Source organism: Maribacter confluentis (assembly GCF_030505015.1).
GTDB classification, from domain to species: domain Bacteria; phylum Bacteroidota; class Bacteroidia; order Flavobacteriales; family Flavobacteriaceae; genus Maribacter; species Maribacter sedimenticola.
Genome location: NZ_JAUKUC010000001.1, coordinates 2,334,809 through 2,355,653, shown reverse-complemented (window position 1 = coordinate 2,355,653; position 20,845 = coordinate 2,334,809). Strand labels below are relative to the sequence as shown.

21 protein-coding genes are annotated in these 20,845 nt (G+C 36.9%); 13 read left to right on the top strand and 8 right to left on the bottom strand.

The genetic code is table 11. The annotated features are described in order from the left end of the window. Window positions 1–35: 35 nt before the first annotated feature. The 12 genes from Q2T41_RS10325 (at window position 36) to Q2T41_RS10270 (ending at window position 11,596) form a co-directional block, all read left to right on the top strand. A complete protein-coding gene (locus Q2T41_RS10325; protein WP_304436015.1) occupies window positions 36–578 on the top strand; it encodes a GNAT family N-acetyltransferase in 543 nt (180 codons plus the stop codon). Then, window positions 568–1,470 (top strand): oxygen-dependent coproporphyrinogen oxidase, encoded by a 903-nt coding sequence (hemF, locus tag Q2T41_RS10320; protein WP_304436014.1) that lies wholly within the window; start codon window positions 568–570, stop codon window positions 1,468–1,470. Before Q2T41_RS10325 ends, hemF begins: the two co-directional genes overlap by 11 nt. Then, window positions 1,461–2,405 (top strand): DUF4421 family protein, encoded by a 945-nt coding sequence (locus Q2T41_RS10315; protein WP_304436013.1) that lies wholly within the window; start codon window positions 1,461–1,463, stop codon window positions 2,403–2,405. Before hemF ends, Q2T41_RS10315 begins: the two co-directional genes overlap by 10 nt. Before the next feature lie 9 nt (window positions 2,406–2,414). Then, window positions 2,415–3,203, top strand: coding sequence for a PhzF family phenazine biosynthesis protein (locus tag Q2T41_RS10310; protein WP_304436012.1), 789 nt, complete (start codon window positions 2,415–2,417; stop codon window positions 3,201–3,203). Window positions 3,204–3,456: 253 nt separating this feature from the next. Next, window positions 3,457–3,609: a hypothetical protein gene (locus Q2T41_RS10305; RefSeq protein ID WP_304436011.1), complete on the top strand. Its 153-nt coding sequence runs from the start codon at window positions 3,457–3,459 to the stop codon at window positions 3,607–3,609. A gap of 20 nt (window positions 3,610–3,629) precedes the next feature. Further along, a complete protein-coding gene (hemB, locus tag Q2T41_RS10300) occupies window positions 3,630–4,619 on the top strand; it encodes a porphobilinogen synthase (RefSeq protein WP_304436010.1) in 990 nt (329 codons plus the stop codon). A 15-nt stretch (window positions 4,620–4,634) separates the two neighbouring features. Further along, window positions 4,635–5,978 (top strand): serine hydrolase domain-containing protein, encoded by a 1,344-nt coding sequence (locus tag Q2T41_RS10295; RefSeq protein WP_304436009.1) that lies wholly within the window; start codon window positions 4,635–4,637, stop codon window positions 5,976–5,978. A 37-nt stretch (window positions 5,979–6,015) separates the two neighbouring features. Then, entirely contained in the window at window positions 6,016–7,146 is a 1,131-nt protein-coding gene (locus tag Q2T41_RS10290; RefSeq protein ID WP_304436008.1) for a CNNM domain-containing protein, read from the top strand. A gap of 6 nt (window positions 7,147–7,152) precedes the next feature. Next, window positions 7,153–7,629, top strand: a complete 477-nt coding sequence (locus Q2T41_RS10285) for a methylated-DNA--[protein]-cysteine S-methyltransferase (RefSeq protein WP_304436007.1) — start codon at window positions 7,153–7,155, stop codon at window positions 7,627–7,629. A gap of 375 nt (window positions 7,630–8,004) precedes the next feature. Continuing rightward, window positions 8,005–9,819, top strand: coding sequence for an Ig-like domain-containing protein (locus Q2T41_RS10280; protein ID WP_304436006.1), 1,815 nt, complete (start codon window positions 8,005–8,007; stop codon window positions 9,817–9,819). 454 nt (window positions 9,820–10,273) lie between these two features. Continuing rightward, window positions 10,274–10,993: a 3'-5' exonuclease gene (locus Q2T41_RS10275; RefSeq protein ID WP_304436005.1), complete on the top strand. Its 720-nt coding sequence runs from the start codon at window positions 10,274–10,276 to the stop codon at window positions 10,991–10,993. A gap of 93 nt (window positions 10,994–11,086) precedes the next feature. Further along, on the top strand, window positions 11,087–11,596 hold the full coding sequence (locus Q2T41_RS10270) for a DUF3124 domain-containing protein (RefSeq protein ID WP_304436004.1): 510 nt from the start codon (window positions 11,087–11,089) through the stop codon (window positions 11,594–11,596). Between the two features lies 1 nt (window position 11,597). Here the strand turns inward: Q2T41_RS10270 and Q2T41_RS10265 are convergent, their stop codons facing one another. Both Q2T41_RS10265 and Q2T41_RS10260 read right to left on the bottom strand, forming a co-directional pair. After that, window positions 11,598–13,799, bottom strand: coding sequence for a S8 family serine peptidase (locus tag Q2T41_RS10265; RefSeq protein ID WP_304436003.1), 2,202 nt, complete (start codon window positions 13,797–13,799; stop codon window positions 11,598–11,600). Window positions 13,800–13,958: 159 nt separating this feature from the next. Beyond that, a complete protein-coding gene (locus tag Q2T41_RS10260) occupies window positions 13,959–14,936 on the bottom strand; it encodes an endonuclease/exonuclease/phosphatase family protein (protein ID WP_304436002.1) in 978 nt (325 codons plus the stop codon). Window positions 14,937–15,010: 74 nt separating this feature from the next. Between Q2T41_RS10260 and hflX the strand changes: the two genes are divergently transcribed. After that, window positions 15,011–16,222 (top strand): GTPase HflX, encoded by a 1,212-nt coding sequence (gene hflX / locus Q2T41_RS10255; RefSeq protein ID WP_304437428.1) that lies wholly within the window; start codon window positions 15,011–15,013, stop codon window positions 16,220–16,222. Window positions 16,223–16,499: 277 nt separating this feature from the next. Here hflX and Q2T41_RS10250 read toward each other — a convergent pair whose 3' ends face one another. From Q2T41_RS10250 to Q2T41_RS10225, 6 genes are all read right to left on the bottom strand, one after another. Next, entirely contained in the window at window positions 16,500–17,429 is a 930-nt protein-coding gene (locus tag Q2T41_RS10250; protein ID WP_089258552.1) for a DUF3078 domain-containing protein, read from the bottom strand. Window positions 17,430–17,500: 71 nt separating this feature from the next. Continuing rightward, on the bottom strand, window positions 17,501–18,007 hold the full coding sequence (locus Q2T41_RS10245) for a DUF2480 family protein (protein WP_304436001.1): 507 nt from the start codon (window positions 18,005–18,007) through the stop codon (window positions 17,501–17,503). A gap of 42 nt (window positions 18,008–18,049) precedes the next feature. Further along, window positions 18,050–18,382 carry an SUF system Fe-S cluster assembly protein gene (locus tag Q2T41_RS10240; RefSeq protein WP_089258548.1) on the bottom strand — a complete coding sequence of 111 codons (333 nt, stop codon included), beginning with the start codon at window positions 18,380–18,382 and terminating at the stop codon, window positions 18,050–18,052. A gap of 5 nt (window positions 18,383–18,387) precedes the next feature. Further along, the gene (locus Q2T41_RS10235) at window positions 18,388–18,813 is read right to left on the bottom strand and encodes a SufE family protein (protein WP_304436000.1); all 426 of its coding nucleotides are present in this window, start codon (window positions 18,811–18,813) and stop codon (window positions 18,388–18,390) included. Between the two features lie 73 nt (window positions 18,814–18,886). Then, window positions 18,887–20,101 carry an aminotransferase class V-fold PLP-dependent enzyme gene (locus Q2T41_RS10230; protein WP_304435999.1) on the bottom strand — a complete coding sequence of 405 codons (1,215 nt, stop codon included), beginning with the start codon at window positions 20,099–20,101 and terminating at the stop codon, window positions 18,887–18,889. Between the two features lie 91 nt (window positions 20,102–20,192). Continuing rightward, window positions 20,193–20,813: an outer membrane beta-barrel protein gene (locus Q2T41_RS10225; RefSeq protein WP_304435998.1), complete on the bottom strand. Its 621-nt coding sequence runs from the start codon at window positions 20,811–20,813 to the stop codon at window positions 20,193–20,195. Between the last annotated feature and the right edge of the window lie 32 nt (window positions 20,814–20,845).

The following is a 20,845-nucleotide window of genomic DNA, read 5'->3' as shown; positions in this document are numbered from 1 at the left end:
CATTTGTAACATATAGCCGAAATTACAGTAGCAACATGAATTCTTTTCAACTACAAAATTTCGAAATTAACCCTATATCGGAGCGAGACGGGTGGCGATTATGTGATTTTTGCTGTGCAAACGAAAATCACTTAAGTAGATTTTTCCCTAGTACACTTGCGTCGAATTTAAATCCTACCTTGTCCAAGCTCTTTGTTGAAAAGAAAGTCAGCGAGTTTATTAAACACAAGGAATATCTATTCACCCTAAAAGAGCCTCAAAACCGTAAAATAATAGGGCTGGTGTATGTAAAAGCTATAGATCTTGCTAAAAATGAAGCAGAATTAGCCTATTGCATAGATTATAACCAAGCCAATAAAGGTTACACCACTATTGCGGTAGAAACCATTTCTAAATGGGCATTACAATTGTCGAATATCTATACGCTACAGATTCTTGTACACAAAACGAATATTGGTAGTATTAGGGTCGCAGAAAAATGTGGTTATCTTTGGAAAGAAACCTTAAAAAAATCCTTTATCCCACCTAACGAAGAACCGTTAGATATGGAACTTTACGTTTTAGAAAATGAAAGATAAATTTTACGCATACATACAACAACTTCAAGATACGATAACCGCGAAATTAGAAGAAGTAGACGGTAAAGCTACTTTTCAAGAAGATATCTGGAAACGCCCGGAAGGTGGCGGTGGTAGAACCCGTGTTATAGAAAATGGGGCAGTGTTTGAAAAAGGAGGCGTAAATATTTCTGGCGTTCATGGGGAATTGCCCGATAGCATGAAAGCATATTTTAAAGTGAAGGAAGGTAATTTCTTTGCATGCGGATTAAGCTTGGTCTTGCACCCAAAAAATCCTATGGTGCCTACCGTTCATGCCAATTGGCGTTATTTTGAATTGTATGATGAGCAAGGTGAAATTGTAGATCAATGGTTTGGTGGTGGTCAGGATCTGACTCCGTATTACCTTTTTGATGAAGATGCCGTTCATTTTCACCAAGTGTGCAAAACTGCATGCGACAAACATCAGCCAACATTTTATGAGACCTATAAAAAAAGGTGCGATGAGTATTTTTGGAACACCCATAGAAATGAGGCAAGAGGAATAGGCGGACTATTTTTTGATTATTGTAAGGCCAGAGAGGACATGGACATGCAAAACTGGTACGATTTTGTCACCGAGGTCGGAGACAGCTTTTTAAACAGTTATATACCAATTGTCATTAAACGTAAAGACCTTGAATACAGCCAGCATCAAAGAGATTGGCAAGAAATTAGACGCGGTAGATATGTTGAATTTAATCTAGTACATGATAAGGGTACGTTATTCGGACTAAGAACCAATGGGCGTATAGAAAGCATCTTAATGAGCTTGCCACCACATGTACAATGGCGCTATGATCACCAACCAGAAAAAAATAGTGAAGAAGAACGGTTAATAACTATATTAAAGCAGCCTAAGGAATGGATTTAAAGTTTGTATCGACAATAGGCATACTTCTTTTTTCCCAACTATTATTAAGCCAAACCAGTTCCAAAATTTTATCCTTCCCGGACAAAATTACAACTAGGGTAAATTTACAGACCACGTCCAATAGTTTTATTCTAAGGGATAAAATAACCAGGAACAAAACAGAGTTTATTCCCAATGACAAAAGCTATTTAGGCTTGTCCGTGTCATTTCGGGCGCTAGAACTAAACTTAGGCTATGCTCCCAATTTTTTATCCGAGAACAAGGATAATGGCGATTCAAAATTAATTACGCTAAATGCCAGAATGTTTTTTGATCACGTCATGCAGACCATAGATTTTTATAAGCAAAAAGGTTTTTTCGTCCGCACACAGGATATTACCTTGCCCGTAGACGATCTTAAGACCTTAAAGATAGGAGGAAGTACAAACTATATTTTTAATCCGGACTTTTCCTTTCGGGCCATTGGTTTTCAAAATGAATGGCAAACTGAAAGCGCCGGAAGCTTTATTCCAGGCGCTAGTTATTACTATACAAAATTTAAACTGGAAGATCCTTTCTTGGACGATCAATTAGAACATTCATTTAAATTTGCGGTTGGGCCAGGATATTACTATAATTGGGTTTTCAATGAAAATTATATAGTCTCGGCTGGTGGTATTGGTGGTTTGGGTTTTAATCTATCCAAGTCTGCTGGCGAAACTTCGTTAACCGGACTTGCCCAACTGATATTCAGACTCTCAGGAGGTTATAACAGCACATCATTCTTTACCGGGGTAAATATGAATACACAGTTATTGACCCATTCTTCCGTAGAAAATTTAATTCTGGACGATTCCATCAGTTTTTTGGAATTCTACGTTGGATATAGGTTTGATGCACCTAAAAAATGGATTGATAAAGCCAATGAGATAAATCGTAAATTTGGTTGGGATTAGCACATAGACATGAAACAGAAAATATACCAGATCGATGCATTTACCACAGCATTATATAGCGGTAATCCGGCAGCGGTTTGCATTCTTGAACAATGGTTGGATAATCAGGTGATGCAAAAGATAGCTGCTGAAAATAATTTAGCCGAAACTGCTTTTGCCGTTGCCAAGGATGATTATTATGAGCTACGCTGGTTTACCCCAGAAGTTGAAGTTGATCTTTGTGGTCATGCCACGTTGGCAACAGCCTTTGTCCTATACAATTACTATGGTTTTAAAGAAAATACTCTACGGTTTATTTCTCTAAGAACTGGAGAATTATTGGTGCAAAAAAACAACTCGGGACTACTAACTATGGACTTCCCTACCGATGATTTTATAGCTGTTTCAGAACAACCACATATTACAAAAGCAATTGGAAAAAAGCCGTTAGAAATTATTAAAGGCAAAACCGATTATATGCTTATTTATGAAACCCAGAAGGAAATAGAAGCCATGCAACCTAATTTTCATTTGTTGAACCAATTGGATTGTAGAGGTGTCATTATAACTGCAAAAGGCAATGAAGTAGATTTTGTATCACGCTTTTTTGCTCCGCAATGCGGTATAGCGGAAGATCCTGTAACCGGATCTGCACATACCACCTTAACTCCATATTGGTCCAAAAAATTAAACAAGACATTATTGACCGCCAAACAATTGTCTGAGCGTGGCGGCGATATACAATGCGAATATCATGGAGACCGAGTAAAAATATCCGGTAACGGGGTTTGTTATTTGGTGGGTGAAATAGAAGTATAGGCTTTATAAAATTTAATATTCCTGAAAAGCATCTCAAAAAATTATACTTTAACTATACCAGATATTTTTTATTGGTAGGTTACACTCAGGTATATCAACATTAATTTAGCCGCTAAGCCCATAAAAATAAGTAATAACCACTGTAGCTATTCTTCAAATTCCCCTATTTTTGTAAAACTTCAGGAGATGCACGTTTATTGCATAATAACCTTAGCATTAAAGCGATTGAGCATTTGAATTTAAATATTCGAATATGGCAAAAAAAGGCAAGGCCAAAAACACATTGAACAAAGCTAAGCATGCCAAGCTCATGGATAGAAAGAAGAACAAATTGAAGAAGGAAGCTGCGCTAAGAAAAGCACGGTTAAAGAGCATCATTAAAAAAAGTCAAGAATCTAAGAAATAAAGGAAACAAAAAATAGAATTATGTACCCACTTATACGCCCCAGAAGATTAAGAAGTTCAGAAGCTATACGCAGCTTGGTTCGTGAAACCATTATTTCACCGAGCGATTTTTTAGTACCGTTGTTTGTAGTGGAGGGTAAGGGTATTAAGGAAGAAATACCATCAATGCCCAATTATTACCGACTCAGTTTAGATAATTTGACCAAAGAGGTAAAAGAACTTTGGAAAATGGGTTTACATTCGGTGTTGTTATTTGTTAAAGTTCCTGATAGCTTAAAGGATAACAAAGGTTCTGAGGCCTTAAATGAATACGGATTAATGCAATTGGCCATTAAAACGGTAAAAGATGCCTGTCCTGAAATATTGGTGATGACGGATGTTGCCTTAGATCCTTATTCTTCATATGGCCACGACGGAATTGTAGCAGATGGTCAAATTTTAAACGATGAAAGTGTAGAGGTCCTTGCGGAAATGAGTGTATCGCACGCCAAAGCGGGTGCCGATTTTGTTGCGCCGAGCGATATGATGGATGGCCGTATAATAAGTATTCGTGAAGCCTTGGAAGACGAAGGTTTTTTAAATACCGGTATTATGGCGTACAGTGCTAAGTATGCCAGTTCCTTTTACGGTCCGTTTAGAGACGCATTGGATTCCGCTCCCGTAGATATTAAAAATGTACCTAAGGATAAAAAGACCTATCAAATGGATTATGCGAATCGGTTTGAAGCTATTCGCGAAACTCAGCTAGATATTGACGAAGGTGCGGATATAGTTATGGTGAAACCAGGATTGTGCTATTTGGATATTGTTCGTGAAATTAAAGATGAAGTTGATGTTCCCGTTGCCGTATACCAAGTTTCCGGTGAATATGCCATGGTAAAAGCAGCCGCAGAAAAAGGTTGGTTAAATCATGATGCTGTGGTTATGGAACAATTAACCGCCATCAAAAGAGCTGGAGCCAATATTATTGCAAGCTATTTTGCCAAAGATGCAATACGCATTTTAGGATAAGTATTAGATAAAACAATGAAAAATATAATTATAATACTGATAAGTTTATTTTTTCAGACCCTTGCTGCCCAAGATTCATTATCTACGCTATTAAGATTACCGGCCGCATCCACTTTACAACAATCATCACTAGCACATTATAAACTAGACTCTTTATACATTCATAATCAAGTAGATAGTATTATAACAAATGGTATAAAAAACCAATCGTTTCCTGGCGCCCAAGTTCTTGTGTCCAAAAATGGTAATATTATTTTTCATAAAACATATGGACATCACACCTATGATAGCGTTCAACCTGTTCAAGTGGATGACCTCTATGATTTAGCATCCGTCACTAAAATTTTAGGACCCTTACCGGCAATTATGAAATTGGTAGATGATGGTAAATTGAATTTGGACCAGCCGTTCAGTAATTATTGGAAACCTTGGAAACGAAGAAAAGACAAACGGCACATTACCCTAAGGGAGATCCTGGCGCATCAGGCAGGCCTTCAACCGTACATTGTATTTTTAAACACCACATTAAAAAATAACGGTAAGTTTAAAAAGAGGTTTTTAAGAAATTCCCCTAAAATAAAATTCCAAAACAAAGCATATGACCATATTTATGTAAGGAATAATTTTAATAGGAAGATGTATCGTATGATCAACCGCTCAAAGGTATCGGAAGAAAAAATTTATACCTATTCCGGTCTGGCATTTTTACTATTTCCAGAGTTGATCGAACAACTTACGGATAAATCGTTCAATGATTATCTACAAACAGAATTTTATGGCCCGCTCGGTATGCATACGTTTGGTTTTTTGCCAAAGAACAAAAATTTTTCCAACAATATTGTTCCCACTGAAATTGATACTCTATATAGGCATACACTGACCAAGGGTTGGGTACATGATGAAAATGCATCGTTATTAGGTGGCATTTCCGGTAATGCGGGACTTTTTGGCACCGCAGATGATTTGGCGATCATTATGCAGCTTTTTCTTCAAAAAGGAATCTATGCAGGAAAAAGATATATCTCGGAAAATACGGTTAATGAATTTATTAAGGTTCAATATCTCGAAAATGGAAATAGGCGTGGCCTTGGCTTTGACAAACCTTATTTAAACAATGAGGATTATACCCTTCAAAACGCTTATCCGGCACCAGAAGTAGACCAAGGTAGTTTTGGCCATAGCGGCTTTACGGGTACGTTTGTATGGGCGGATCCTGAGCATGAACTGATTTATATATTTTTATCCAACAGGGTATACCCAACTAGGGAAAACAGGAATATTTATGACCTAAATATTAGACCTGCCGTACAGCAAGTATTTTATAAGGCATTTGATAACGTTTTACAGCGCACACCTTAGCATATTTATTGATATATTAGACGTTTAAAACAACCGTATGGGACTATTAATATTCTACGCATTAATTTCAATTTTCTTTTCCTTTCTATGTTCAATTCTAGAAGCGGTACTATTGAGTATAACACCAACGTTCATTAACGTAAAGCTCAAAGAAGGAAAGACCTATGCAAAAACTTTGGAGCAATTAAAGAAAGATGTAGATCAACCTTTAATTGCCATACTCACCATAAATACCATAGCACATACGGTAGGTGCCATTTTGGTAGGTGTACAGGCCAAAGCGGCGTATGCGGATTTATATGGCGACCAAAGCAGATCAATTTTTGGAGTAGAGTTCACGGAGGACCTCATGGTAGGGGTGGTATCTACCATTATGACCATACTTATATTAGTAGCATCTGAAATTATTCCTAAAACTATAGGTGCAACCTATTGGAAACAATTGGCCAATTTTTCTGCAAAGACCCTAAAAATCATGGTTGTAGGTCTACAATACACCGGCCTGCTATGGCTTTTAAGATTATTTACCAAAATGGTTGGCGGCGGCAAACATCATGGTAGTGTTTTAAGTAGGGAAGATTTCCATGCCATGACAGATATGGCCCATAAGGAAGGTGTTTTTGAAAAATCGGAATCTACGATTATAAAAAACTTGTTGCGTTTTGAGGATATTCTCGTGAAAGATATTATGACCCCCAGAGCTGTTATGAAAATTGCCTCCGATGAAAAATCCATAGCAGATTTTTTCAAGGATAACCCAAAACTTCGTTTTTCACGGATTCCGGTCTACACAGAAAAGATGGACAACATTACCGGCTTTGTCCTCAAGGATAATATTTTGGAGGAAATGATCAATCAAAATGGTGATATTCCATTAAAGGAAATAAAACGTGAAATCTTGGTCACTCGTAGAAGTACTCCTATACCTACTTTGTTTGAGACCCTTATCCAAAAACGGGAAGCCATTGCCCTGGTAGTAGATGAATATGGATCTGTAAGCGGACTGGTGACCATGGAAGACCTCATTGAGACCCTATTGGGGCTTGAAATTATGGATGAGAGCGATAACATTGCAGATTTACAGGCCTTGGCCCGTAAGAATTGGGAGGTAAGGGCCAAGGAATCTGGCGTTATTGAAAAACCTGCAGAGAGCCCCGATAAAAAATAGCATTTAATGGAAGATACCGCCTACATATCTACACCTTTGGGCATTGCCAAGATTATAGGTGATGTAGAAGGGATATCCTCTATCGTAATCCTAAATTCAGAAGAACCTCTTACAGATATTATTCCTGAAACCTTGGAGGATGCCGTATACCAATTAAATGAATATTTTGAAGGTACCCGCACGGAATTTTCCTTGAAACTTAATCCGCAGGGTACGGAATTTCAAAGAAAGGTATGGTCAGCGCTTGAAAAAATTCCATATGGCAGAACCGTATCCTATCTTCAACTTTCAAAACTTTTGGGTGATACCAAGGCAATAAGAGCGGTAGGCTCTGCCAATGGTAGAAATCCGTTATGGATCGTAGTGCCTTGCCATAGGGTCATTGGTAGTGATGGAGCACTTACGGGATATGCTGGGGGCCTACATAGGAAAAAATGGCTTTTGGAACATGAAAGTCCTCATAAACAACAAAGTTTGTTCTGAACACGCTTCTAAAACCCTAAAAAACAGACCGCTTGTTGTTACGTGCCCATATTTTCCTTTAAACGAAACAGTAGGTGCATTTGGTCGATACTATTACCATGGCTATCCTACAATGTAAACCTCACCATTCTATTTTCACCCTTAAAAATAGACCAGCGGTTCGGTTGGGTAATATTGCACCCATTTTATAGCTACCTCTTTAAAATTAAAAAGTAGTACCATTATGGTTTCCCGTAAAAGAGATCAAAACTAGTTTCGTATACTTCTGAATATATTATCCAAAATTATGTTTTAAAATTATTGCCAAGTTTACCAAAATCCTACACAACTATTCTTTTATAATTACGTTCTAAAAACCGAATCAAATATCAATACATGAAAAAAATAAGCTTTCTATTTCTACTTATCATAATTGCCTTTGTAGGTTGTATTAAAGACGATAGTGAAGCAACTACCGCCGGCGATTTAAATGTCCGTGTAGTTTTAAACGGTAACCAACCAGTTGGTAATGCAGTGGTATATACCAACCCCCCATCTAAGCAGGGAACTACTGATGATTTTGGAAGTGTGCTGCTAACAGATTTAGAAAAGGGCAGTTATGAGGTATTTGCAAGTTTAGAGAATGTAGGATCAGGAAAATCGGTAGTCAATATTCAAACAAGTGAATTATCTGAAACAACCATAAACATAATACCGGGCATAAACGAAGGGCTTGCTCCGGTAATTCAAATAGTCTTGCCAGCAACATCGACCGAATATTCAGAAGGAGAAGATATTACATTCAGTGCAGACATTATAGATAATGAAACCCCTAACCAAGACCTAAAGGTTATTTGGGAAAGTAATGTAGATGGAGAATTAAATACCAATTCTCCAGATATAAATGGAAATGCCACATTTACCACGAACACGCTATCTAGAGGCATACACCAAATTACCATAACTGCAGAAGATTCTGACGGCTATAGTTCAAGTGCATCATTTGAAGTAAGCACGCTATCCCCAAGTACAATAACGTTATTAGAGCCCATTAAAAATGAAGGGAAAGTTCTTTTAGAATGGACGGAATATCCAAATTCAGATTTTTTAAAATATGAAATCTATAGATCGAACGGAAATTGTTCTGAAATTAATCCGGAATTGTTAGGAACCATATCCGAAAAGGAAACATTAAACTTTACCGATGAACTTCCTCCTTTGGAATTTCAAGCATGTTATTTCATAAAGGTTACAAACAATGAAAACAATTCTAGAAATAGTAATCAAGAGACAGTTGATACACCAGGTGGGCACGTATTCAATTTTGAGCCATATGATATGCTAAAGCATCCAACGGAAGATTACATTTACCTTATAGACCAAGCTGGTCAAAAATTGATAAAATTTGATTACATAAACTTAGAGGTAGTCAATGAAACAAATCTGCAAGGAACTATAGGTTATAGTGATATTGGAGATAATGGGTATGGTGTTGAGATTTATACCCCAAGTGATAATGGATATATTTATGTTTACAATGCAGATAATCTTAGTTTAACAACATCTATAAACACAGGATTAAAGACTGCAAGTGTAGTAACAAACGGATTAGGACATGTGATAGCATCTGTTGAACCTTCACCATGGTGGGAGCAACCTATACGTACCTACTCTAGAGAAAGCGGAATACATATTGACGGAAATGGAGATCATGAAAGAGATAGGTTAAGAATGATACCTGGCAAAAATGAGGTAATTTCCATTTCAACAACTGTTAGTCCGGTTGACATGGAATATTTTAAAATTGGTAGTACCGGAGAAATAGAAATACATGAAGATGACCAATATCATGGTGATTACCCCTTAAACCCAAGAATTTTCAGAGTTTCTAATGATGGAACATATTTAATAACATCAGAAGATGGTGCGGTATATTTAGCAAATAGTTCTATGGAATATAAGGGTCAGCTTCAACATGGTACTTTACGGTTTTCAGATTTTGCATTTAGTGATGATGGTACAATCATTTATGCTGCAACAAGCAACAGAAAGTCAATACAGATAGGGCATTACCCCTCTTTAACCAGAGATGATGAATTTTTAACGAAAGGATTTCCAATTTTTATTATTCGAGATAGAGATAAAATAATTTCCTTAAGTAAGGCATCCGAAAACGCTATAAATACAGGAATAGAAATCATTCAACTCTAATTAAGAATTTGCTGTATAACAAATAAAATGATATACCTATGGCCTGTTTGAATATAGGTATATTATACCCAAACAGTATTTACATACCCTTAAATATCATTTGGGAGTTTTAAACTCTAATTTAGCTCTAATTCAAATAAACAAACCAAAAACACCGGTAACAATCCTAAACCAACTCATTTTTGCATTAAAAAAACAAACCGCTTGGTTTGTTCAACATTTAAAACACCCATTCAACATTACATTTCTTGTATTTTACCGATGGTTGTGATATTTCCGTTGTTACTTTCTACAAATTTCAACTCCATCTACCAGTAAAAAACAGACTGATTGGTCGGTTTGCCATTTCATATCAATTAAATGGGAGAGTCTATCTAAGAATTAAAACAGCTATTGTAAGTAAGACAACAACGAAATTACCATAATTTCTTACTTATTAGTATCTTACCTTTCTATGCCCGATAAAATACATCTTGAAAATATCTTATTTTTAGATATTGAGACCGTACCTGAAAAAAGTTCATTTGATCAGTTAGATGACATTACCAAAGAACTTTGGGCCCATAAATCCCAGTACCAAAGAAAAGACGAAACAACCCCAGAGGAATTTTACGAACGCGCCGGTATTTGGGCGGAATTTGGTAAAATCATCTGTATTTCCGTTGGCTATTTTACATTTCAAGGCGATACAAGAAATTTTAGGATTACTACATTTCACGGAGAAGAAAATAAATTACTGCTAGACTTCAAAAATTTATTGGACGAACATTTTAATCACACTAAGCATGTTTTATGCGCCCATAACGGTAAGGAATTCGATTTCCCCTATATTGCCCGTAGAATGATTATTCACGGAATAGCGTTACCGGAAAAACTAGATTTATTTGGAAAAAAGCCATGGGAAATTCCACATTTAGACACCATGGAACTTTGGAAATTTGGAGATTACAAGCATTATACTTCATTGAAATTAATGGCGCATGTACTGGGCATACCTTCACCAAAAGAAGATATTGATGGCAGTATGGTACGTGTGGTCTATTATCAACAAAACGATTTAAAACGTATAATTACCTATTGTGAACTAGATGTACTGACCACTGCCCAAGTTTATCTACGACTAAGAAATCAAGCAATTTTAAAAGATGATGAAGTAAAGAAAGTAGCCAAATAATAGTTTTGAGTTAAAAAAGCATCTAACGATATAAATACATGACTAATGATGTAATTTTGTTTGTACCATCATTGTTTTAAAAGCGACTTATTTATGAAAAAGTGCATCTTATTATTCTCAGTAATTGTCTTAGTAGCAAGTTGTGTGCAAGAAAAGGAAATAAGCTCTATAAATCCTGAAAACTGGACAAAGAGAAAGGCAACCATAAATACTATGGATTCTTTAGAGCATGGAAAATCATACTTGTCCATTTACTCCCAAATTTATAGCAGTTCTGAACATAAGACCCATAATTTAACCGCTATGGTAAGTTTACGTAATACCAGCGATGTTGACACCATATACTTGACAAAAGCCGAGTATTTTGACACCCATGGTACTTCGTTGAGAAATTACTTTAACCATCCTATATATTTGGCTCCTTTGGAAACCGTAGAAATCATTATTGATGAGATGGATGTTGAAGGTGGCACAGGCTCAAATTTTATATTTGAATGGCATGCGCCAAAAGAATGCCCGGAACCTTTATTTGAAGGGGTAATGAATTCTACCGTTGGTCAACAAGGATTATCGTTTACAACACAATCCAGACGAATTAAATAAATTAATACTTATAGAATTTGGCACTCTTTTTAAGTCCAAAATCCTGAACCTGCAAAACATATAAACCCGGTGGTAGATCGGATACGTCTATCCTAGAATTGGGAACCTTGCCCATTTTTAATTCTACACCACTGGTACTAACAATCCTATACATAGTAGTATCGGTAGTGTTTACATTTAATTGAATTGCATTAAATGCAGGGTTAGGAAATACATTGAATGAAAGCTCTGGTGCAATGTTCAATGTATTGAAGCTTTCCAAAACGGTTTCTGCCCCTTTAAAGGTGAATGTTATGGCATAACCATATTCAGAAGCAACATTTTGTGAACAGAACGATTTAATTCTTAAGGTATAGGTGTGCTCTAAATTCAATCCATCCCAAGCAAAACTATTTTCATTTACATATTCTGTAATCCATTCTTGTTGGTTTGTTTCTCTATACTGCACTTCGTATAGGGCATCGTTATTCTGCTCCCATGTCAAATATAAACTAGCCTCATCTACGGTGTCAATTTCAATTTCCTGTGGTGCCTCCACACTACAAGCATTCATTTGAACACCACTAAGAATTAAGGAAAATTCCTGAAATTCATTTTGCAGTTTTCCTTTATGGGTAATGGTAATGGTATAATTACCAAGGGCGTTAGGGATATCTATTCGTTCAAATGGGTCCACAGCATTATCGCCATTGGTAGCATTACTGCTAGCTTCACCCGGATTAAGTTTCCACGGTAAAAACGTTTTTCCATCCTTGGTAATTTTAATGTCCAAATCATTGACAAGGGCTTTCATGGTATTGTTCAGCTCTCCTTTGTTGACAAAAGTTGAGGCCATATCAGTCCAAGAGATAGAAGCACTAAGGGTCTCCCCTTCCATTGCCTGTATTTCCATTGAAAAAACGGTATTGTTCGCTAATGTTTCTTCTGTTATATAACTATTATAATCTTTATTGAATAAAAGCTCCGCAGCTTTTTTAGCGTTCATGACACCCCAGCCCATTTTATAATCCGGCCCTGGCGCGTCAACATCATCCGCTGTATGTAATGCCAAGCCTTTTAAAGTAGCTGCACGCATATAGGAACCATACAGCTCTTCGTGATACTGTTGTAACAGTAACAAAGATCCGGTAACACCAGGTGTGGCCATAGAAGTTCCTGAGGATAAATTATAACTCGTAGTACTATAGGAATCCGTTGAAAGAATAGAAGAACCGTTACCGGCAAGATCAGGCTTTATTCTACCATCATCCACGGGACCAAAACTACTATATGCGGATACAGTGGCTTTTTTCAAATTGCCATGTTTGTCTATTTCTGAATTTGCCCCTGCAACGGTAATACCATTTTTGGCTAAGGTAAAACCCAACAATACATCATAGCCATCATTGTCCTGACCAAATAATGGTGAAGCATTATCATTACTTTTTTGGGCGTTTCCAGCTGCTGAAACCATTAAATAATAAGGAGCATTGAACATAATCTTGTCCCAATCCTGTGCCACTTTGGTATAGGCTCCAAAATACCAATCCGGTACCCGATCCGCCATTATTCCATAGGAATGATTGGACAATAACATACCATTGGCCGCTGCTTCGGCAACCTCAATTTTATCCCTGCTCCAATCATGGCTTATCACCTTTGCCTTATTGGCAACCCCTTTTGCTTCCCTTTTAATACCTGTTGAGATAATACTTCCTGTGACGAGGGTAGCATGTTTATCAACCTCAGCACCTTCATCCCCAACATGTATTCTTGATGTATATTCCACATGGTCGCTTAAGGCAATACCAGAGTCCCAAACACCTACTTCTAAATTTTCTCCGTCCAGATTTAATCCTAAAAGACCGTTCGTATTCAATGTGGTAGCCCTAGATACTAGACCTGCCTCGTCTGCAAAAGTCTCATAATATAATGGACTGCCGTCATCACCTATTTCCTGTAAGGCAACTTTTTGACCATTGGCCAAAGTATCCGTTAATTTCCAATTATTTTTTTCTGCCAATTTGTGCAAAAGCACTGTGTTGGCTTCATATTCGTATTTTAAGGTGGACTTGAAATTATTTAAACTACTAATATTGGTACCAGCTGTTATCTTTAAACGCTGATCCACAGTTTGGGCGCTTACAATCTGCACACCCCACATTATGGCACAGCATACAATGAGTATGGTAAAACTGTGGTAGGTTTGCGAATTGACATTCATAGGTTGATAGTAATGTAAGATTTGGACTACAAATATATAATCCTTTTACTACCACCCTCGATTGATGGAATTTATTCGACGAAATGCCTTTATAATATAGGTAAGTTGTTGTGAAACTTCAATTTTTCGATGTGTAGGTATTTTCTTTCAATTAAATATTCAAGTATTGAAGGTAAACATTGCATAAACCGGAAAATGATCACTATACCCTCCCATATATTTATGGGACACAAAAGTTCTATATGGAGTACCTTTAAATTTCCCTTTCTTTTCCATTAACGATTTATGGTTATAGATACCGGCGTTATCAAAACTATGCGTGCCCTTCCCATAATTAAAGAATGAACTGGAAATTAATATTTGATCAAATAGATTCCATTTCATGTTATAAATAGAAGTCCCTTGACTATTAGGTATATGCAAACTTTCCATAGGATTGAAGAGTCCACCTTTATTTTTAAGCACTTGTACACTTTCTGATGATGGATCATCATTGAAATCACCCATTACAATGACATTAGGGTCTTGCTCTGTTTGTTTAATGATTTCCATACGCGCAATTATTTCTTCTGCGGCAGCTATTCTCTTATAAGCTGTGGCAACATCTCCCTCACGTCTGGAAGGCCAATGATTAATGAAAATATGCATTAACTCATTATTGAACTCCCCCTTTATATACAGAATATCCCTTGTAGTGTCCCTGATTCCGCCGGCATTATCTACCAATAGGGCAAGTGGTTCCGCATGGAGTACGTTAAAAAATTTTTTTCTATAGATCAATGCCGTGTCTATACCCCGTTCATCTGGAGAATCAAAATGCACAAAACCATATCCTAAGTCATACAAGGGATCAGTATCCACTAAATCTTTAAGTACTTGGTTATTCTCTGCCTCTGCCAAACCTAAAATAGCCGGTGGATAAGGATGGCCATCATCGCCAATATTGACCATGGTCTTCGCTAATTTTCTCAATTTACGCTGGTAGCGTTCCAATGTCCATTTTTTTACTCCATTTGGGGTATAATCGCTATCCAATATCTTAGAATTTCGTCGTGGATCAAATAGATTTTCTACATTGTAGAATGCCACGGTATATTGTTGCTTTTTAGATTTTTTCTTAAAAAAGGGAATGCGCATGTAACTTTTTATTGAATCAATAAAAATACGAAATGGCTTATAGCTAAATGCTTAATTTTGCACTTTACACTATTATGATAGAAAAGAAGATAACAGATTATGAAAAAGCGGTCCTTATTGGGATAATCAATAAAGACCAAAATGAGGAAAAGGTAAAGGAATATCTAGATGAACTGGAATTTCTTACCTATACTGCAGGTGGTGAAGTTTATAAACGTTTTACCCAACGTATGGATGTTCCCAATCCTAAAACTTTGATTGGAACGGGTAAAATGGAAGAGATAGAAAAATATGTTGATGAACATGAAATAGGTTCTGTCATTTTTGATGACGAACTTACCCCAGGTCAACAGCGTAATATTGAAAAACAATTACGTTGTAAAATCATTGACCGTACGAGTTTGATCTTGGATATTTTTGCACAAAGGGCACAAACAAGCTATGCTCGTACACAGGTAGAATTGGCGCAATATGAATACCTTTTGCCAAGACTAACAGGACTGTGGACACACCTTGAACGACAAAAAGGTGGTATAGGTATGCGTGGACCCGGTGAAACGGAAATTGAGACGGATAGGCGTATCGTTAGGGACCGTATAACCCTGTTGAAAAAGAAACTTAGCAAGATCGATCGTCAAATGGAGACCCAAAGGGGTAACCGTGGTGCTTTAGTGCGGGTTGCCCTTGTAGGATACACCAACGTAGGCAAATCTACCTTAATGAATGTCATTAGCAAAAGTGATGTGTTTGCGGAGAACAAATTGTTTGCCACATTAGATACCACGGTAAGAAAGGTAGTCATAGGCAATTTACCGTTTTTACTGAGCGATACGGTAGGATTCATTAGAAAATTACCTACACAACTAGTGGAAAGCTTTAAAAGCACATTGGATGAGGTTAGGGAAGCCGATTTGCTTTTACATGTGGTGGATATTTCGCATCCTCAATTTGAGGAACATATAGAATCCGTAAACAAAATCCTTTCAGAAATTAAAAGTTCAGAGAAGAAAACCATTATGGTGTTCAATAAAATCGATCAGTATGAGCATGAAACCATAGATGAGGATGATCTTATTACGGAACGCACCGGAAAGCATTTTACCATTGCAGATTGGAAAAATACCTGGATGGAAAAAGTTGGGGATCGTGCCCTGTTCATATCTGCGCTGAACAAAGAGAACTTGGATGAGTTCAGGAAAAGGGTCTATAATGAAGTCAGGGACATTCATGTTACCCGTTTTCCTTACAACAACTTTTTGTACCCTGAGCATTTAGATGAGTACTAAATGCCAATTATAATATGAAAAGTGCAGTTCATCGATGAAATTAAACCATTGATAAATTTCACCACAGATTAAAGTTGGTTCACAACATAAATTATCGACAACTAAAGTATTGGTCTAATTTTACCTTGTGTTTAAGTATAAGTGTTGACCCCAAATCGATATTTAACTTATTTAAAACTAAAAGTAAAATCCCAAATTTTACGATAATTACTTAACCTAAAAAAGCCCTCTTTAAAGAGGGCTTTTTCATTGTTATACTTATATATATCCGTAATTCTTAGAAAGCATAGTTCAAACCTACTAAGAAGTAAGTTTGTAATTTGTTGTCCACATTGTCAAATGTAGCGCCTGCTACAGGGTTAGGACCTGTCAACGCATAGTTTAATGCTTCTTGCTTATTATCACGTAGTCCAAATTCAAAACCTAGTCCTATACCGTTCCATAAGGTGTAACCAAATGAATTGATCCAAGTTAAGTTAGAAAGGTCTCCACTCTTATAGCTTTGGAACATAGAAAGGTTAGATTTAAAATTAACCGCTCCTATTTTCTTTGTATAATCGGCAACGATTTTGGCACCTAAAGAAGACTCAAAAACCGCATCGTTTTCACTGAATACAAAGTTGTAGTTCAATGGGTGGATAACAACTACTAGGTCTGCAATAGGAGTCCATGTAGCACCAACACCTAAATCCAAGTATCCAGGATCATTAAAATTGTTCAAAATGGTAGTTCTGTACTCCCCTAAACCTGAAATGGCGAATTTCTCGCTTAATTTTCTTCCGTAAAGCGATGTAATGTTGAATACATCTGTACCTTGCTTAAAGCTATCGTCATCGGTTGGATCGTTCTTATCGTCAAACTTTACCCAGCCCAAGTTAATGTTTCCAGAATTTCTCCAAAAGAATTTTTCTTCGGTCAAATTCGCAAATGCGTTCATGGTTACTCCAATATTACCTGAAGACAAGTCTGGAGTGCCTTGGCCATACCAGTTATTAAAGCTGCTGATATTGGCACCAATAGTTCCGAAAGCACCTTTTTTCCATCCTGGTAATTTATCTATTTGCCCTTGTAAGGCATCCACTCTGCCCTGAATTGCCGCTATAGAATCTTTTTTTGGTCCTATTTGCGCCTTAAGTTCCTCTTCGGTCTGTGAAAAACCAATACTTGCTACCAAAGCACAAGCTAGAGTTAAAACAATCTTCTTCATGATATTAATGTTTATAGTTTATAGTGGCGCAAAGGTAAGTATTGTAAACAAAATCTCTAAATAGGAATTTGTTATTTTCTTTTGTATAAGGGCACGGCAGAACATGCCTCGCCATACATGACCGATTTTGCTACCGGCTGTAGTTTGGCGGCAAGAATTATATATGCATTAGGTGGTACAGCTTTTTTGGTACAGCCCTTAATGATTACCGATTTATCCTGAAACTCCGTAAAATCTATGGTATCAAGAATAGATTGATATAACAGTGTCTCCAAATCTACCAGGCTACCTTGAACAATTTTTTTAGCAAACGGACTTAAATTCATGGACAATAGCAAATATGCCCAGCCAGGAACTATAGCGTCTGTAGAACAGTGCATAGCAACGTAAGCATTGTTGTATTGGGACCAATCATGCTGTGCTACATGTGCCCTAAACTCCTTTTCCTTTAGAATAAAACCTTCATATAGCCAATCTTTGATATCCAGTACCATTCTATTGCCAACAGGATAATAATCCTCTAAATTAAAGGTAATGAGTTTGCTCTGCGCTACTCTGTTCACAATTTCCTCTTGCATACCCCGCTTGTTTTATACCTTAATCCTTACCGCCTGTTAGAATTAAAGCAACCCTAATTCCAACTTGGCTTCTTCACTCATTAAATCCTGTGTCCAAGGTGGATCAAAAGTGATTTCTACCTCGGCGTCCTTAATGGCATCCAATGATTTTACTTTTTCCTCTACTTCTGCAGGCAAGGATTCCGCTACGGGACAATTGGGCGAAGTCAAGGTCATCAAAATCTTAACCTCGTTGTCCTCATTGACCAAAACATCATAAATTAAACCTAATTCATAAATGTCCACAGGAATTTCCGGATCATAAATAGTCTTTAAAATCCTTACTATTTTTTCACCTAATTCCGCACTACCCTCCGCTATATTTTCTTCACTCATAATTTCTATTCTTCAATTTGTGTTTGATATGCCACTGCATATAATTTTAACTGCTTGATCATACTTACCAAGCCGTTGGCCCTAGTGGGAGACAAATGTTCCTTTAAACCAATTTCATCTATGAACTGGGTATCGGCATCTAAAATATCCTGCGGCTTTTGATTGCTGAAGGCCCTGATCAAGATAGCTATGATACCTTTTGTAATAATAGCATCGCTATCTGCAGTAAAAACCAACTTATTGCCCTCTAGCTCTGCATGCACCCATACCTTGCTCTGGCACCCTTTAATGATATTATCCTCGGTTTTGTACTCCTCTTTGATCAATGGAAGGGATTTACCCAATTCTATCATATACTCATAGCGCTGCATCCAATCATCGAACATGGAAAATTCATCGATAATTTCTTCTTGTATCTCTTTAATCTCCATTGCTTAATTTTCTACAAAAATACGATAACAAATGATGAGTTTCAACAGTTATGACACTCTATAAGTTATTGTTCTACAACAACATGCTTTTAGCCTTTAACACCCCTGCAACCAGTACATCAACTTCTTCTCTAGTATTATAAAAGGCAAAGCTTGCACGAACCGTTCCCGGTATTTTATAAAAATCCATTATTGGCTGTGCACAATGGTGACCTGTACGCACCGCAATACCCAGTTTATCTAAAATACTTCCCATATCATAAGGGTGAATATGTTCTATATTGAATGATATTACAGAAGTTTTGTCCTTAGCCGTACCGTATATTTTTAGTCCGTCTATCTTTTCTAATTCTTGCGTAGCATATTCCAAAAGCTCATGCTCATAATTTGCGATTTCATCAAAGCCTATAGCATTCATGTAATCTAATGCCGCACCAAAAGCTATACCACCACATATATTAGGCGTACCTGCTTCAAACTTATGGGGTAAATCCGCATAGGTAGTTTTTTCAAAAGTGACTTCTGCAATCATTTCACCACCTCCTTGGTATGGGGGTAATTTATTTAACCATTCTTCCTTGCCATATAACATGCCAACCCCTGTTGGTCCACAGATCTTATGCGCGGAACACGTGTAAAAATCGACATCCAAAGCCTGTACATCCGGCACTAAATGAGGTGTGGCCTGCGCACCATCTATCAATACCGCAGCACCAACACTATGGGCCCTATCTATTATTTCCTTAATAGGATTAATAGTTCCCAAGGCATTAGAAATATGGTTACAAAAAACCAGTTTAGTTTTATCTGAAAGTAATTCGTTATAAACATCCATTCGCAATTCCCCTTCTTGATTCATTGGAATTACTTTTAAAATGGCTCCGGTACGTTCACATAACATCTGCCATGGAACAATATTGGAATGGTGCTCCATTGCGGATACCAATATCTCATCCCCTTTTTTTATTAAAGACGAAAATCCATTTGCCACAAGGTTAATACTATGTGTTGTACCTGAAGTAAATATGATTTCATATGACTTGGCCGCATTAAAATGTTTTTGAATCTTTAATCTTGCCTGCTCATATTTATCGGTAGCCTCTTGTGAAAGCGTATGCACCCCACGATGTATATTTGCATTGTAGTTTTGATAATAATCTACAATGGTGTCTATAACCTGTTGCGGGGTTTGCGATGTAGCGGCATTATCCAAATAGACCAACGGTTTGCCATTTACCTCACGCTTAAGAATTGGGAAATCTTCCCTTATTTTTTTAATATCTAACATAGCCAATCTTCTTATATACAAAGATACCCGATAATGAAAACATATTGGGTATTGTACCGCTCCTTTTGTATTAAAGTCTCACTATTTCATTTTAAAATCGGAATCCTAAACCAGCTTTTAACAAACCTATTTTTTCTTTGAAATCATAAGAATATGTTTGATCGTTCCTAGTTTCCTCCCCTTTCTTATGTACGTTCAGATAATCATATTGCACTTGTATAAAAAAGCGACTGGAAAGGTCATAGGAAATCCCCAAATTTAAATTTAAACCCCCATTCGTATTTGAATAGTCCGCCTCTACATTACCCCCGTCATTATAATAATAATCGTCTACCGCAACCGTATATCCCAGAGCTATTTGAGGTTTTAGTCTTGCCAATCCTGGAATAGCCAATTCCGCAAATAGTTTTGGCTGAACCAATATTTGCTTTGCTTGGTAATTAAATTCTCGATTCTCAAATCCTGGACCACCGTAAATAAAATTATCTTCGTTCCTTAACAAAGCAGTATTTAGGCCAGCTCCTAATTGAACAGCACCTAAATCCATAAACCGGTATTTTATTCCCAGATCAATTATACCGTTTAATTCGATATCTCCATCATTTTCAGAAACATTGACGGGGTAATTAGCTTCTACACTCCATTCCTTGTTTTGCGCACTAACACAATATGTAAACATTACCAAAAACATTACAAGTAAAGATTCTTTCATATTAAGTTGGATTTATATTGATACGACCAAAC